Source organism: Ruegeria arenilitoris (genome assembly GCF_013032445.1).
Taxonomy (GTDB): domain Bacteria; phylum Pseudomonadota; class Alphaproteobacteria; order Rhodobacterales; family Rhodobacteraceae; genus Ruegeria; species Ruegeria arenilitoris_F.
In genome coordinates, this window is the sequence record NZ_WQCA01000042.1 from 1 (window position 1) to 15,334 (window position 15,334).

The window sequence follows — 15,334 nt, forward strand, 5'->3', positions numbered from 1 at the left end:
TGTCCGACTGCACCCTGAGTGTTTTCCAACGCTTGCTGAAAAAGCGCTTTATCCAATCCAAAAACGGCAACCCCTATCGCGCCTCCGCGTTGGGGATCAAATCCGTGCGCGCCTAAATGAACCAAAGATAGGAAAGAACCATGAACCACGCAGACATTGACGCTATTATTGAAGTCCACCGGCTGGCCTTTGGTAAAGAAGAAGGAGAGGACGTCGCTCAGCTTGCCAGAGACTTCCTCAGCCTCCCTGACACGATTTCTATCAGCTCTGAACGCGACGGGAAGATCGTAGGCAACGTGCTGTTTACTCCGTTCAACTTCGTAGATCACCCAGACACGAACTGTTACCTGCTGGCACCTTTCGGGGTGCTACCAGCGTATCAGGGCCGTGGCGTTGGAAAAGAGATCATGGAAGCGAGCATTGAACATCTCAGGTCCGTTAGGACGGATGCGGTGTTCGTGTTGGGCGTACCGACGTTTTACCCCAGATATGGGTTTGCCCCGACGGACAAGCAGACGCCATACCCGGATCTGATGACGGCACCGGAGGCGTGGATGGCGCTTGAGTTGACTGAAGGATCTGCACAGAAACTAAGTGGCAAGACAAAGGCAATCCCACAGTTCATGCAATCTCATTGGTGGGACACGTCCCAACACGGGTGAAGTCCACCCGCGTCTGTCACCGAATAACCGGAACCCGGCATTCAAGGTCGCCAATTGAATGGCGGGTTCGTTCTGCGTGGTGCGGGCATCTGAGTCCTTCAATGGACGGCATACATTTAGCTTGTCTGAGGTGGTCACTCATCTTAGCGGATTGTAACGCGACGCCAATTTTTTACTCAACAGAGCTAGGTTGCAAATTTGAACATTTTGATTGGAGAAGCGTTTTGCAGCAAACAAGGCCTAGCGCAGGTCTTTATGCTCCACCAGTGTCGAAAATCGGTCCATTGTGGTAATCTCTTCCCTTAAACTGGGGGATACCATTATGGAATATTATGACCTCGGGACTTATAGCCGGAAGGTTACGACCTCGTCGGAAGAAGCTCAGCTTTGGTTTGACCGGGGCTTGGCATGGACCTACGCGTACAACCACGAAGAAGCGATTGCGTGCTTTCAAAAAGCAGTGGCTGCCGATCCGAATTGCGCGATGGCGCACTGGGGCATCGCGTATTGTATTGGGCCGAATTACAACAAGCCTTGGGAAACATTTGAAGAAGACGAGAAGCCTGACTGTATCGCCTTGGCGAAAGCGTCAATCGAGGCTGCTACGTCGTTAAAGGACCAGCTTACACCTGTTGAACGTGCGCTCATCGAAGCTATTCCAGCGCGATATCCAGACTCATCTGATGTCGAAGATTTCAGCCCCTGGAATGATGCCTTCGCCGATGCGATGCGAAAGGTTCACGCCGAGTTCGGCGAGGACCTGGACGTGTGTGCGATCCTTGCTGAGTCGATCATGAACCGGACGCCCTGGCAGCTTTGGGATCTGCCGACCGGACAGCCCGCCGAAGGGGCCGATACGCTTGAGGCCATTTCCGTACTCGAAAATGCGCTCGATACACTTCCCGGAGTGTGGGAGCACGCAGGGCTATTGCACATGTACGTTCACCTGATGGAAATGTCGCCCCACCCCGAGCGGGCGCTACGTCACGGTGATGTGCTCAGCACGTTGGTGCCCGAGGCCGGGCATTTGCTGCACATGCCGACCCACATCGACGTTTTGTGCGGAGACTACATGAATGTCGTGCTGCGCAATCACAATGCCATATTGGCAGATCGCAAGTTTCTGAAGCGGGAAGGGCCTGACAACTTCTATTCCGTATATCGGTGCCACAACTACCACTTCAAAATCTACGGAGCGATGTTTTTGGGGCAACCTTCAGCGGCAATCGAAGCAGCTGAAGAGTTGATCAACACCCTACCGTCAGACACTCTTCGGCCGATGGCTGACTGGTTTGAAGGCTTCATTCCCATGAAGCAACATGTGCTGATCAGGTTTGGACGCTGGCAGGATATTCTCGATCAGGATCTGCCAGAGGATGAAGAGCTTTACAGCGTTACACTTGCCATGATGCGATATGCAAGGACGGTCGCCTTGGCCAACCTGCACAGGATCGCTGACGCCGAGAGTGAAAAGGCCAAGTTCTATGATGCTCTGGCCGGAGTTCCTGAGACCCGCATGCTGTTCAACAACACATGTCAGGACATTCTAAAGGTCGCCGAACAAATGATGCTGGGTGAGCTGGCCTATCATAAAGGAGAGTATGAGACGGCCTTTGAACACCTGCGAAAGTCAGTCGAGATCGACGACAACTTGCCCTACGACGAGCCTTGGGGATGGATGCAACCCACCCGTCATGCCTTGGGCGCACTTCTTCTTGAACAGGGGCAGATGGAGGAAGCCGAAGCCGTTTACCGCGCAGATCTTGGCCTGGATGCAACGCTTAGCCGGGCCTGTCAGCATCCGGGTAACGTCTGGAGCCTGCATGGCCTGCACGAATGCCTCACCCGACGTGGCGAAACGGTCGAAGCCGCCCACATCAAGTTGCAGCTGGACAAGGCCGTCGCGCGCGCCGAGGTGCCAATCAAGGCGTCTTGTTATTGCAGGCAGAAAGCGCTGGCGGCTGAGTAGCGCCTGGTCAGGCACCTGTACAGTCTTCTTGTCGGGCCGTGCAAATGAAACGGTAAGTCAATAAACGACGTTCATCCAGAGCCAGAAGTTGGTTCTGAACCATATCGCTGGCGATTTCCCCAAATAGAATCCGTGTCGTAACCGGCATGATGCTCTTAGACTTGGGCTTCGAAATTCTCGCCTTAAGCCATTCAAGACTTTCAGTCGTCGAGTCTGCGCACCTCAATTTGGTGACATGATCATCGTGGTCAACTAAGCTGAGTGGGTCGGGTTAGTGAAATGTCTACCGTTTTGTGATCCGCGTTCCGTCGACCAATCCTGCAGATGGGTAGAGCACAATTAAGTCATCCGCGTTCAAACCACTGGAGACGCTGGCTTGCACGCCATTGGTCGCGGCGACTTCGATCGGTTGTTCAAAGATTTTTCCATCCTCGACCAGAAACACAAACCAGCCCTGCCGCGCCCGGAACATTGCACTGGCAGGAATAATCAACGCTTCCGGATCTTCCTGAATGACAATCCGTACTTCTACCCGGTACCCGTGGCCCAATCGGCCGGTGGATACATCGGGTGTTTCCATTGAAATCACAACGTTTACGCGCTGTTCCTCGACCCCCAAGGCCGAGAACTTTGTAAATCCAAGCGGATCTATGCGCTCTACCGCTCCGTCAATCGGCTTCCCCCCGCCCCATTCGTCAATAATGACACGATCGCCCACGGACACCTGAACAGCATCAGAAGACAAAAGTTCGGCAACGACCTCAAGGTCTCCGTCGATGTCGCCAATTTCCAGGATGGGAGCCCCCGCAGGCAGCGTAATTTCGTTTTGCTGTATCACTTGCAGAACCCGCCCAGTTGCAGGAGCCAGCAGCGGGATCACATCGTCCGAGTGTGATATAAGTGCCGATGCAATGCCGCGGTCATCAAATCCGATCAGCTGAGCACGCGCATTCGCCAGTTCCGCTGTTCGAACCGAAATGGCAGCCTCGGCACTGTCGACTACGGCCTGTGCGACTCGGCCTTCGCGCTCAGCGCGGGCCAACGCCGCCTCACTTATGCGGCCGTTTTTCATCAGCGACTCCGCGCGTTCCAAATCTTCTTCCGCCAGCGCCAGATCTGCGACCGCTTTGTTTAGATCGGCGCGGGCCACGCGGAGAGCAGCTTCTGCAGCAGTGACCGCCGCGCGGGCCTGTTCGCGCGTCCGTACATCCAGCATGGAGGGATTGGTGGGCAACATGCGTGCGATGACCGTTTGATCCGCAACAACCGGATCACCCGGCTCCACACCAACGCGGAGCAGTCGTCCGGCAACTGGTGTGGCCACAACATATGAATCGTGCACACGCGTGCGCCCCTCTTCATCAACCGTGACGATTAGGTCCCCAACTTCAACCTGAGCCAGATCCACCGCCACCGCTCGAGGCCAGAACGCTACAAGCAATACGATCGCAATTATCACAATGGTGACAATCGAAAGCACCCACCGTGATTTTTTTTGCGCCATCAGGACTACTCCTTAATTTTCAACGCTTCAACCAGGTCAACCCGGTCCAAATCTCGCTTTACAATCCACCCAGAAACTATTGAAGCGGCCAGAACCACCAGCACCGCAGTGCCATACCCGCTGGGATTAAACACGCTTGGGACCTGATAAACATCGGTGCTAAAACCTGCCGATATCGCAAACGACAGAAAGTAACCCATGAGTGCTCCGAGAGGCAAAGCAACGAGTACGACAACCGCCAACTCCCCCAAAAGCACATAAGATGCTTCGCCCTTCGTGAACCCGATGACGCGCAGGCTTGCCAGATCACGCATGCTTTGAGCAAATGAAATGCGCGCGGTGTTATAGATGATCCCAAAGGTGATCACAGCCGCGATGAGCGCCATCAAATAACGGGTGGACCCTGCGCCTTCGTTCATGATCTTTTGCATCGCCTGCTCTGCATCACGCTTGACCGAGATCCCGGCTACCCGCGGCAGTTCTGCAAAGTAAAGCTGCAAGGCCTCAAGCCGATCGGATTCCGCCGACAAATAGACTGCCGAGACACGCCCCGGTTCTTTGAGTATGCGGTTAAGCCCTTCTAGGGACATATACGCAGGAGATCCAAGCAAAGTTTCCGCCACACCCGTGACTTGTACAGTCAAGTTCGGGCGCCGCCCCTCCAGCACGTCAATTTCGATGGTATCACCGATTTCCGCATTCAGGACTTTCGCCAAAGCATTCGAAAGCACAATGCCATTCGTGTGAAGTTCTACCGGTTCCAAGTCTGACTTCAAAGCTCGGTTCAAACGCGCGCCTTCTTGCAGCCCGTTTACGGCACCACGATACTGGCGCAATCCATGCCGAAACTCCACAGGCACCACTCGAACGGGCTCAACGGCATGAACGCCGTCAAGCGATGCAAGCTCATACTGAACCGTATCGGACAGCGGATGTGTAAAGCTGACCATGGCATCACTGCGGTCAATAACGGAGAACGTCATATCAATGGTCTTATCGAAGCCGGCCAGGATGCTAACCATACCAACAGACAGCGCCATCCCGCAGGCAATTCCGACGATCGCGCCGAGGATACGGCCGGGTTGCCTCACAATGCGACGCATCACCATTCGGGTTGGCTGGTCCAATAGTCTTTTCATGCGCGGACCGAAGGCCCCAGTCTTGCTGTAATCCACAGGCGCGGGAGGTCGCATAGCGATCGCGGGTGTCAGACTGAATACCGATCTAAGAACGAGAATTGCGCCTGCGGATGCCGCCAAGACACTGACTGACACTCCAAGAGCAAAGGCACCCGCACTGATCTGGAAAACGAGGAACGGAAACTTGTAGTACGTCTGGTAAACACCCGATAAGAGGCGCCCCGACAGGATCCCAAGCGCCCCGCCGAAAACGGCACCACACAGTGCGATCACCAAGACAAGCTTGAAATAGTGAACGCCTATTTCAAGGCTGGTGTACCCGAAGGCTTTTAGTATTCCTATTTGTTCTCGTTCTGATTGGATCATTCGGGCAATCACGATATTGAGCAAGAACGCCGCGATAGCCAGAAAGATCGGCGGCACCACCCCAACTGTTGCGCGAAGACCAGCGATTTCTTCTGTCACGAACCTGTTGGACGCTTGATCTTCCAATCCGTAAGCGCCCAAACCTCCATATTTGTCGAGTAGGCGGTTTGCCCCGGCGATCACCTCCTGCGTATTGGCATTTCTTGAGAGTATAAGCAGCGCCTCGTTGAAAGCCCCCTTCATGTCGAAGGCTGCTGCCATGGCATCCTCCAACATCCACAAAACGGCAAAGCGTGTGTCGTCCGGCACAATTTCTCCCGGAGCGGCGATGTAGATGAACTCCGGGCTTTGCGCCAATCCGACAACAACAAAGGTTCTGCGAGCGCCGTTCATCGTCGCAGAAAGACTATCACCGGGTGCCAGACCAACGGCGTCGGCAAAGCTCTGCAACAGCAAGACTTCGTCATTGCGCCCGACACGGGGCGCGCGACCGCTTGTAAGCATGTAGTTGTTGAGGAGCGGACGAGCATCCCGCGGTATTGAAAGTGCCGTGGCGCGCACGGGTCTGCCAGCCTCTTCCAACGTAATCAGAGCCCCGCCAATCACCCGCCCTTCAACCGACGTAACGCCGGGCAGGTTGGCCAAATGCTGCAGCACCGTTTGCGGCGCGCGCGCGGCTGGAGCAAAGACATCCGCAAGGCGGTAGCGTTCGTAATACGTGCTGCGTGTCTCGGAAAGCGTACCAACCAAACCGGTCATCATCACGAGGGTCATTACACCCAATGCGATAACACTGGCTATCGCGACGGCTTGCCCTTTCAAGCGGCGCAAAGTCCGAACTATTTTCTTGTCAAGCGGACTCACCAGTTGATCTCGTCAGGTGTGAGCTTCTCGGAATTGACCTGAACATCTTGGATCATGCCGTCTGAAAACTTTATTACTCGGTCTGCCATATCTGCTGTTGCAGCCGCATGTGTCACAATGAGAACAGTAGTATTCAGTCGTTCATTGACGTCTTTCAGCACCCGAAGCACGGCCCGACCTGTCTGGCTGTCGAGCGCTCCGGTCGGCTCGTCGCAGAACAATACAGTGGGTGTTTTTGCGATGGCACGCGCGATGGCTACGCGTTGCTGCTCACCCCCTGAAAGCTGCGCTGGAAAGTGATCCTTCCTTGCGTCCAGCCCGACAAGGCCCAGTGCATCCGCGGGTCGCATCGGGTTCTGTGCAATTTCGGTGACCAATTCCACATTCTCTTCGGCTGTAAGGCTGGGCATGAGATTGTAGAACTGAAACACGAACCCGACATGATGGCGCCGGTATAGCGTCATGTCCCGATCCGAAAGGCTCGTCAGTTCTGTACCTTCGAACCACGCGTGCCCGCCCGATGCACGATCGAGGCCTCCGAGTATATTGAGCAAAGTGGACTTCCCGCTGCCGGATGCACCGAGCAGGACGATCATCTCACCTTTCGGGATTTCAAGGTCGACGCCCCGCAGAGCGTGAACGGCGGCTTCCCCTTCCCCGTACACCTTGGATAGAGCTTCCGTACGAAAGGTATAACCAGGCAGGTGTTTCATAACGATACACTGTAATAGCGGCGGCGACGGGTCAACACGTTCGCCAATATGGCAACATGTCCTTTGGTCCATGCTTTCTATTTGTGTCGAACGTAAAATGCCGGGCCTTATCCAAGCTGTTCCACTATTGCCGCGACAACGTCCGGTTACAGAGTTCAGACTTCAGTGGTTGAAAATGGGGTTGTTGCGCCGTGTATCTTGGATACGAGCCTGTGACGTCGTAAGACCAACCAAAGCTCCCGCGCCGTCGGAAGCTTGCACACTCGCAGCGCGGGAACGCCCGAATTGCAAAGAGGGCTTTGTTCGCCGGGTATTGAGGATACGGACCAACACATAACCCAGACCAAAAAAGGCCCGCGCTACTACTTCATGGGACCGTGAGCGCGGGCGACAGTAGGGGATGAAAGAGATACGTAGCGTGGCGCTGATCGGATCAACGAACCCGCGCTGCTGACAAGACCTCCTCGGATGCTAGATGATGCATCGGCCAGCAATGCGAGCCCCAGTTTTATATCTGTCTCAGCATTGGCTGAAACGGTCATCACGACTGGCGCGAGAAGGAGAAAAATCAGCCATCTCAAAATCATACCTCCGGAGGCTCGGTCGGGCATAGCTGTATTGGTGCTGTCAGACGAATTCTAACCAGTCTCAGTTTGCCGCGGAAACCGCGAACCTATCAGGAACAAAGTTGACGCCACTCGCTAAGAGCAGCGGTGCGTGTCAGCTTGAAGGTGTCTCGGCTGGTGAGAGATCTTTCCTGGTTGAAGTGATTGTAGACGGAGGAATGGACGGAGGCGAATTTCTGTAGACTTCGCATGCGCCTGAAACGCTGCATCGCGCGTTCGCGTCGTCGAAACGGCAGGTGCGAGTTCTCGACGCGGTTGTTGAGCCACCTTCCCGTTTGTTGTTTTTCGAGCGCGCCCAGCTCTCTAAGCGCGGCTCTGTATGAGGCGAAGCGATCCGTGACGACGTTTTCCGCTTTACCGTTTCGCTTCATCAATTTCCTGAGGAAATTCAACGCGGCCTGCTTGTTTCGGCGTTTGGTGACGACTGCTTCCAGCACTTCGCCCTCATGATCAACAGCCCGCCAGAGGTAGTGCCTCTTGCCATTCACCTTCACGAAAACCTCGTCTACATGCCACTTCCATTTCGAGAACGCGCGCAGTTGCTGAACACGCTTCCGTCTGATCTCAGCAGCAAACAAAGGGCCAAACCTGTTCCACCAATATCGGACAGTTTCGTGGCTCACGTCGATGCCTCGCTCGTGCAGCAGATCTTCGACATTCCGAAGCGAGAGCGGGAATCGGATGTACAGCATCACGGCCAAGCGGATGATCTCGGGACTGGTTTTGAAGTATTTGAATGAGGCAGGTCTGGTCATGGGCAAAAGCTACGCAACCGCCCTGCCCCGCTCAAGTAAAGTTCTTCTGACAAGACCGCTGGACACGCTTCCGCCTTATCTCAGCAGCAAACATCGGGCCAAACCTGTTCCACCAATATCGGACAGTTTCGTGGCTCACATCGATGCCTCGCTCGTGCAACAGATCTTCGACATTCCGAAGCGAGAGCGGGAATCGGATGTACAGCATCACGGCCAAGCGGATGATCTCAGGACTGGTTTTAAAGTATTTGAAAGAGGCAGGTCTGGTCATGGGCAAAAGCTACGCACTCGCCCTGCCCCGCTCAAGCAAAGTTCTTCTGACAAGACCGTTCGAAAAATTTCGACCAGTAAAAACCTCAGATCACGCAGGCTCGTCAACTAGACCCTAGAGTTTGCGACACATCCATCAGCTTTGCTGCCTTCTCAAATGCTAAAATACCCGCTTTGCATGGCGATATTACTATGAGAAAGTACCACCGCCCTGTCTGGCATGGTCGTCGCGGTCGAACCAAACCAACGACAACTGTATTAAGCCATTGTCGTCGACGGTCCACTCCTCCCAGCCCAACAGGCGGACAGGAGAACCTTCACGTCCTTCGGGACCGACGAGCATACCGGTAAAAAGAGCGTGGTTCCCTGATAAACGAAAGTCATGCAACAATACAGAAGAGCCGGGAAAATCACGGAAAAACGGTGCTGCGTAATCCGAAGCAATCGCTCTCCGTCCTCGAATTGCTTTGCCGGAATTGAGCCGCGCCGCTCCATTTTCTGCGAAATGTGCGGCCACTTGCGCCGGATCGTTGGAACTCCAAGCAGCAGCATACGAGGAAGCTTTCTCAAGCGCATCAGCAAACAACATATCGGTTGCCCCTTGTTCGAATATGGCCACTCTTTGGCTTTGAGGGTGAGACTTTGGATGTATCTTAGACGCGTACGTGCAGTAAGTCATAGGTATCCGCGTTTTAGGCGTTCAATCCCAGCGCAGCGAAAGAGCACTCCTCCGAACCGGGCGTTCGTAAAACTCGCAGCGACAGCGTCGGACGCCCCCAATTGTCTGTTTTCTGCGGAGGTGACGAAAGTCGGATACATGTCTGAGCCAACCGATGTTCCATCAGAACATGTCTCGCGCGCTTCACTGCCACGTTCCCAAATTCGTGAGCGCTATTCCGTGGACCCAATCAGAACATACGACTAGCATCAGTGATTACTCATCGCGAAGGGAGACAAACATGTCGAAGTTCACCAATAGAACAACTGCCCATGGGGTTGCTGCACTCGTAATTTGCTGTTTCGCAATGGCCGCACAGGCCCAATCGGCGAGTGAGGAGATGTCGTTTTTCATAACCAGTGTGGGCAAGGGGGACGGCGCCAATCTGGGCGGGCTCGAAGGCGCCGATGCTCATTGCAATACGCTTGCTTCCGCGGCCGGTTCTTCCAAATCTTTTGCGGCCTATCTGAGCACCTCAATGTCCATTGATCGCAGCACCGACCCGATGACAATCACCAATGGCATTTCTGCACGCGACCGGATCGGGTCGGGTCCTTGGTATAATGCCAATGGAGAGCTTATCGCCAACAATGTTGAAGACCTGCACAGTGACGGTGTGAATATCAATCTACAGACCGCGCTCGACGAAAACGGCAACCCTGTCAATGGGCGCGGCAGTCAGCCGAACAAACATGACATTCTTACCGGCTCCGATTCCGCTGGATATTTCTCGACGGCAGGTGGTGACACGACATGCAGCAACTGGACTTCGAATAGTGAAGACGGGTCTGCGATTGTCGGACACCATGACCGTGTAGGTCTCAACGATGCTCGAAACATGTTGTCCTGGAACTCATCGCACGGCTCGCGCGGTTGCGGGGAGGAACATCTGCCACGTTCAGGCGGGGCGGGCCTGTTTTATTGCTTCGCAACTGACTGATCAGGCAGCATTGGTGCGCGTGTCACCCGCATTGCACCTGATATTGTCTGGTTGGCTTTAAAGGTCGCGTTCTGGAAACGGTTTTTGGGCAGCAAAGCCCAATTGCCGTTTCGGCCTGTGGCCGACACCGAATTAGGAGATTCGTAATTTCTATCGACAGTTTTGCGGACACTGAGATTGGAAGACACTTGGCCGACGCTGCACGTCGTTGCCGCATGGTTTTCTTCACCGGACTACCAGCATCTGGAAAGTCATTCCTGTTGCGTCAGCAGATATCCATTGCGATCTCCTTGGGACGTCGTGTGCATATCATGCGTTGGGATACGGGGCTCTCGGCGTTTCAAACCGAAGATATACTCGCGAGGTATCCGGATGTTTCGGATGGAACTCATCCGTTGATCCGAAAGGCAGCCGGGCTGTGGGGGCGGAGAGCACTGGCGCGATGGCTGGCGGAGAATACCGACCCCATAGGCATGATTGTCGGTGAAGTCCCTATCATCGGAAACAGGTTTTCAGAGTTCATCCAGGCGCAGCCCGATCAGATTGAGCCTGCCTTAGCTTCCGAGGAAACCACATTCATCTATCCGGTTCCTACAAAGGGCTTGCGTGCCAATCTCGAAGCTATTCGAAGATCTACGTTTGCAAACCCCAGACATCCTGATGAGGCTAGGGACGCGCCACCATCCACAATGGAACTGGCTTGGCGCCAGACATGCGCCAAGACTGCGGAGTTGGGCTTAGTCTCTGAGGTGGACATCCATTCTCCGTATGAGGAGGCGATCTATGTCCGTTTTTTTGAGCACCTGCTGCGACACCGAAACGCCGTCAGAATTGCGGTCGATACGATTTATACAGATGCCGGGTCAGCCCATGACCTGAATGCGAACATCTTGGAGCTCAATGCAAGCCCAAACGAAGTGCAACTTGCTGTCGCAGAGGTAGAGGCTGCTTTCACAGTCGAGGAAGCCGCCCGAGACGTCGAAAACTGGTATCAAGTGTAGTCCCGGGCAAAAGTCTGCTCCATTGGCATATCCGAAACCGCTAAGCTTGGTTGCGAAGGTCCAAATTGGGCTGCGAGCGGCCAATCATGCTGACCGCAGATAGCGGCAGTACTAAGTTCAACCAGTCGTTGCCGGGCAACCATTTTCTGGGTTAGCCTTGTCAGTATGAGGGCGAACGTTTCGATCATCGGGACATGGGTATTGAAGAGTTTCGTCGCGGAGTTTGACGACGGCTCCACTCTCCAACCCTATGGCGACAACCCGCAAGGCCGCATCGTCTACGCGGGCGATGGGTTCATGTCGGCTCACTTATGGAACCCCGACACCCATGTTGAGGGAACCAACTCACGTGCCTACCCCAGTTACTTCTCGTACTGCGGTGATTGGTCAATTGAAGGCGAAGTCGTTCGGCACCGAGTTCATGCTTCGACCGAAGCATCTTGGGCTGGGCAGGACAAATTGCGAACCATGGCGTCAATTGGCGAGCTCTTGGAATTGACGGCGGAAGAGGTCGTCTTCGGGGGAAAGGAAGGAAGGGGTATTTTGGTTTGGGAACGCCTTAAGAATTAGCCGACAGCGGCAATCGGCCAACGATCACTTCGTTCGCAACTAGGGAGCTGAAAAGTCTAGTTTCGAGTGTCGGCTTTGGGCTGCGAGCTGCCGAATAAACAGGGCGCAGAGAAACGCGTAATTGAGGTGAGCAGCAGTTGGACAAAAGAGTTAATGTCGGCGTCAGCCGGTCAAACCTGCCGCCCGCAGCCCATCGGCAAGACGTTCAAAATCACCCGGTCGGCGCCACATAGACCTAAAGCCACGAGCAAGGCTATCGACCCTGTCATCCTCAACCACAATACCGCGACTTGTGAACTCATCGTGACGTTCGGTGACAAATTCTCGCAACGCGTCGGAGGAGTCTCGCTCTCGTCCGAGCCGCGCGTAAGACGCAGCGACAAAGGCAGTGGCCAGCGAGTTAAGCCGCGCTGCTCCCATCAGAAAGCCAAGCACTGCTTCATAGTTACCGTTGAAAAATTCGACCTGCCCCATAATCCAGTCGATGGCAGGCGGATGTAGCGGGTCCAGCGCCATAGCTTCCGAAACTACGTCGCGCGCCTTTTCGTGCTGGCCGAGCAGTAGGAAAGCATAGCCGCACCAAGCCATCGACTCCGCCTCGCTTTCTATCATGGAAAGTGTCTTGTTGAATTGCGCTTCGGCCTCGCTCCACAGTCCGGCGCAGAGATAAGCAAACCCAAGCTGGTCCTGAATGTAGACGTCCCGGTTATCCAGTGCCACGCCCTTTCGGGCGATTTTCAACGTGTGGGCCGGTGCGTCAGCGTCTGCCAGACCAAGCCACAAGTCTATGACATATGTGTCCGAAAGATACATGTAAGATCGCGCGATGGTCGGATCGAGCGCGACCGCTCGTTCCAACAACGCTCTCGCCTTGGCCGTATCTCGTGCGTTCAAGCCGTCGCGTAGTGCTTTGCCCTTGAGCATCAGTTCATAGGCCTTCATCTGATCCGTTGGCTTCTGTGTCGAACGGTCGACGACATCGTGCTGGACCCTGCCCGGCAACACTGCGACGATATTTCGGGCCACCTCATCTTGTACCGCCAGAACGTCCTCCAGTTCGTGGTCAAATCTATCCGACCAGAGTTGGGTGCCCGTACGGGCGTCAGCAAGTTGTACCGAGATTCTCACGCGACTGCCGGCCTTTCGCACGCTGCCTTCAACCAGGTAATCTGCGCCAAGAGCCTCCGCGATTTTGGCCGGATCTGTGTCCTGTGTCCGAAACCTGAAAGACGCATTTCTGGAAACGACCTTAAGCGTCCGAAAACGCGATAAGCCCACAATAATGTCTTCCGCAATCCCGTCGCTAAAGAAGGCCTGCTCGGGGTCATCGCTCATGTTGTTTAGAGGCAAGACAGCGATAGTGGCTTTTCCTGATGATTCAGGCCGAGGCGGTTCAGCATGTACTGTGCTTGACCCCCCAATGCGCCAAGCTTGTACCGGTTCGGCAACGTTCTTTACCGTGTGCTGACCAGCATCCTCCCAGGTGACCGGTATACGATTCCCGACCACACGATATACAGCGTCCGACACCAACACACCGCCGGGCGGGGCAAGCTGCTCCAACCTCGACGCAAGGTTCACACCGGACCCAAAAACATCTCCGTCGCGCATGATAATGTCCCCAAGAGTAACACCGATGCGAAAGCGAAGCGGGTCGGAGCCTGCCACTGGCGAATTTTGCCATTCAACCGCGCAGGACACGGCATCGACGGCGCTGTCGAAGCTGGCGAGCAGACCGTCACCCATTTGTTTGACGATGCGACCGTGATGCCGACCGACAAGCGGAACGACGGTATCGTCAATGTGCGCTGAGAGGACTTCGAGCGTGCCTTTCTCGTCCCGCTCCATCCGGGCGGTAAAGCCAACTAGGTCGGCTATCAGGATGGCCGCTAGCTTTCGCTCCACGTGTTGTCCTCCTATCTGTTTCATACTGATCGCTACGTGTTTAGACCATGCGAAAGTGAACAGGGGCGGTGTCTGATCTTGTCTGAATTCAGTTTCAGCTTTGGAAAGCGCTGCGATACGTCTGCTTTAACAGCTCAGTGGGCAAACGGCCTTTTGTGTCCTCATCTTGCGAAAAATCATCGTCGCTTTGGGTTGTTGCTATCCGTTCTAGTTGAACACCAATAACAGTTATATCAAGTGAGCAGGCGTCCATCTGAAAAGGCTTTTCTCATATTCGGTAATTGAATTGGAAAGCCACTTCTGAAACACCTTTGCTGCTGGGCGAACTTGTCCAGGCAGCGTGACGATGTGATATCCTATCTGCGGGATAGGATCATCGAATAGCGCCACGAGATCCCCAGACTTCAATTCATCAGAAATGAATGCCGGAACCGTCGCCCCGACACCATCACCCCGACGGCTTCCATCAAGCAGCATGTTGCCCGGCAAACGAACAACTCTCCTATCGGCACCGGGTGGCACTCCAACCTTTTCCAACCATAAGTCAAATTCGACCGAAGCCTGTTCCTGAAGAAGAGTAAAGTCGAGCAATTCAATTGGGTCTTTGAGGGTGCTGTCAGACGAATTCGAACCAGTCTCAGTTTGCCGCCAAATCCGCGAACTTATACGGAACAAAGCTGACGCCACTCGGTAAGAGCGGCGGTGCGCGTCAGCTTGAAGGTGTCTCGGCTGGTTAGCGATCTTTCCTGGTTGAAGTGGTTGTGGACAGAGGAATGGACGGAGGCGAATTTCTGCAAACTTCGCATGCGCCGGAAACGTTGCATGGCGCGTTCGCGTCGTCGAAACGGAAGATGCGAATTCTCTACGCGGTTGTTGAGCCACCTGCCCGTCCTTTGATTTTTGAGCGCGCCCATTTCTCTGAGCGCAGCCTTGTAGGAAGCGAAGCGATCTGTGACGATCTCTTCGGCGCAACCGTGCCGCTTCATCAATTTCTTGAGGAATTTCAGTGCTGCAGCTTTGTTTCCGCGTTTGGTGACAACGGCTTCAAGCACTTCACCTTCGTGATCAACTGCACGCCAGAGGTAGTGGCGTTTGCCGTTCACCTTCACAAAGACCTCGTCCACGTGCCACTTCCATTTGGAGAACGCGCGCGGCTGCTTAACACGCTTCCGTCTGATCTCAGCAGCAAACATCGGCCCGAACCTGTTCCACCAATATCGGACGGTTTCGTGGCTAACGTCGATCCCGCGTTCGTGTAGCAGATCTTCGACATTCCGAAGCGACAATGGGAAACGGATGTACAGCATCACCGCAAGGCGGATGATCTCGGGA

At 54.6% G+C, this 15,334-nt stretch carries 14 protein-coding genes and 1 pseudogene; 6 read left to right on the plus strand and 9 right to left on the minus strand.

Annotated elements, in window-relative coordinates:
• Positions 1-14: 14 nt before the first annotated feature.
• From GOW98_RS24100 to GOW98_RS24110, 3 genes are all read left to right on the plus strand, one after another.
• Positions 15-116: a YjhX family toxin gene (locus GOW98_RS24100; protein ID WP_302479326.1), complete on the plus strand. Its 102-nt coding sequence runs from the start codon at positions 15-17 to the stop codon at positions 114-116.
• A 24-nt stretch (positions 117-140) separates the two neighbouring features.
• Positions 141-662, plus strand: coding sequence for a GNAT family N-acetyltransferase (locus GOW98_RS24105; RefSeq protein WP_170336936.1), 522 nt, complete (start codon positions 141-143; stop codon positions 660-662).
• A 322-nt stretch (positions 663-984) separates the two neighbouring features.
• Positions 985-2,631, plus strand: a complete 1,647-nt coding sequence (locus tag GOW98_RS24110; RefSeq protein ID WP_170336938.1) for a tetratricopeptide repeat protein — start codon at positions 985-987, stop codon at positions 2,629-2,631.
• Between the two features lie 283 nt (positions 2,632-2,914).
• Here the strand turns inward: GOW98_RS24110 and GOW98_RS24115 are convergent, their stop codons facing one another.
• From GOW98_RS24115 to GOW98_RS24140, 6 genes and pseudogenes are all read right to left on the minus strand, one after another.
• Entirely contained in the window at positions 2,915-4,135 is a 1,221-nt protein-coding gene (locus GOW98_RS24115; RefSeq protein ID WP_170336940.1) for an efflux RND transporter periplasmic adaptor subunit, read from the minus strand.
• Positions 4,136-4,140: 5 nt separating this feature from the next.
• Positions 4,141-6,222 carry an ABC transporter permease gene (locus tag GOW98_RS24120; RefSeq protein ID WP_254438161.1) on the minus strand — a complete coding sequence of 694 codons (2,082 nt, stop codon included), beginning with the start codon at positions 6,220-6,222 and terminating at the stop codon, positions 4,141-4,143.
• 278 nt (positions 6,223-6,500) lie between these two features.
• Positions 6,501-7,217 carry an ABC transporter ATP-binding protein gene (locus GOW98_RS24125; RefSeq protein WP_170336942.1) on the minus strand — a complete coding sequence of 239 codons (717 nt, stop codon included), beginning with the start codon at positions 7,215-7,217 and terminating at the stop codon, positions 6,501-6,503.
• Positions 7,218-7,893: 676 nt separating this feature from the next.
• Positions 7,894-8,598, minus strand: a complete 705-nt coding sequence (locus tag GOW98_RS24130; RefSeq protein ID WP_170336944.1) for an IS6 family transposase — start codon at positions 8,596-8,598, stop codon at positions 7,894-7,896.
• 111 nt (positions 8,599-8,709) lie between these two features.
• Positions 8,710-8,869 (minus strand): annotated as a pseudogene (locus GOW98_RS24135) (IS6 family transposase); the annotation flags it as partial.
• A gap of 189 nt (positions 8,870-9,058) precedes the next feature.
• A complete protein-coding gene (locus GOW98_RS24140) occupies positions 9,059-9,457 on the minus strand; it encodes a nuclear transport factor 2 family protein (RefSeq protein ID WP_170336946.1) in 399 nt (132 codons plus the stop codon).
• Positions 9,458-9,827: 370 nt separating this feature from the next.
• Between GOW98_RS24140 and GOW98_RS24145 the strand changes: the two genes are divergently transcribed.
• The 3 genes from GOW98_RS24145 to GOW98_RS24155 all read left to right on the plus strand — a co-directional run bounded on the left by GOW98_RS24145 (position 9,828) and on the right by GOW98_RS24155 (position 12,097).
• Positions 9,828-10,526: a hypothetical protein gene (locus tag GOW98_RS24145; RefSeq protein ID WP_217359727.1), complete on the plus strand. Its 699-nt coding sequence runs from the start codon at positions 9,828-9,830 to the stop codon at positions 10,524-10,526.
• 188 nt (positions 10,527-10,714) lie between these two features.
• Positions 10,715-11,527 carry a hypothetical protein gene (locus GOW98_RS24150; protein WP_170336948.1) on the plus strand — a complete coding sequence of 271 codons (813 nt, stop codon included), beginning with the start codon at positions 10,715-10,717 and terminating at the stop codon, positions 11,525-11,527.
• 165 nt (positions 11,528-11,692) lie between these two features.
• Complete coding sequence (locus tag GOW98_RS24155; RefSeq protein ID WP_302479325.1) at positions 11,693-12,097, plus strand: lipocalin-like domain-containing protein; 405 nt, start codon at positions 11,693-11,695, stop codon at positions 12,095-12,097.
• Positions 12,098-12,259: 162 nt separating this feature from the next.
• Here GOW98_RS24155 and GOW98_RS24160 read toward each other — a convergent pair whose 3' ends face one another.
• From GOW98_RS24160 to GOW98_RS24170, 3 genes are all read right to left on the minus strand, one after another.
• The gene (locus tag GOW98_RS24160; RefSeq protein WP_170336953.1) at positions 12,260-14,002 is read right to left on the minus strand and encodes an adenylate/guanylate cyclase domain-containing protein; all 1,743 of its coding nucleotides are present in this window, start codon (positions 14,000-14,002) and stop codon (positions 12,260-12,262) included.
• Between the two features lie 228 nt (positions 14,003-14,230).
• Positions 14,231-14,593, minus strand: coding sequence for a hypothetical protein (locus GOW98_RS24165; protein WP_170336955.1), 363 nt, complete (start codon positions 14,591-14,593; stop codon positions 14,231-14,233).
• 71 nt (positions 14,594-14,664) lie between these two features.
• Positions 14,665-15,334 (minus strand): IS6 family transposase (locus GOW98_RS24170; protein ID WP_170336957.1); only part of this gene is annotated, 670 nt, incomplete at its 5' end.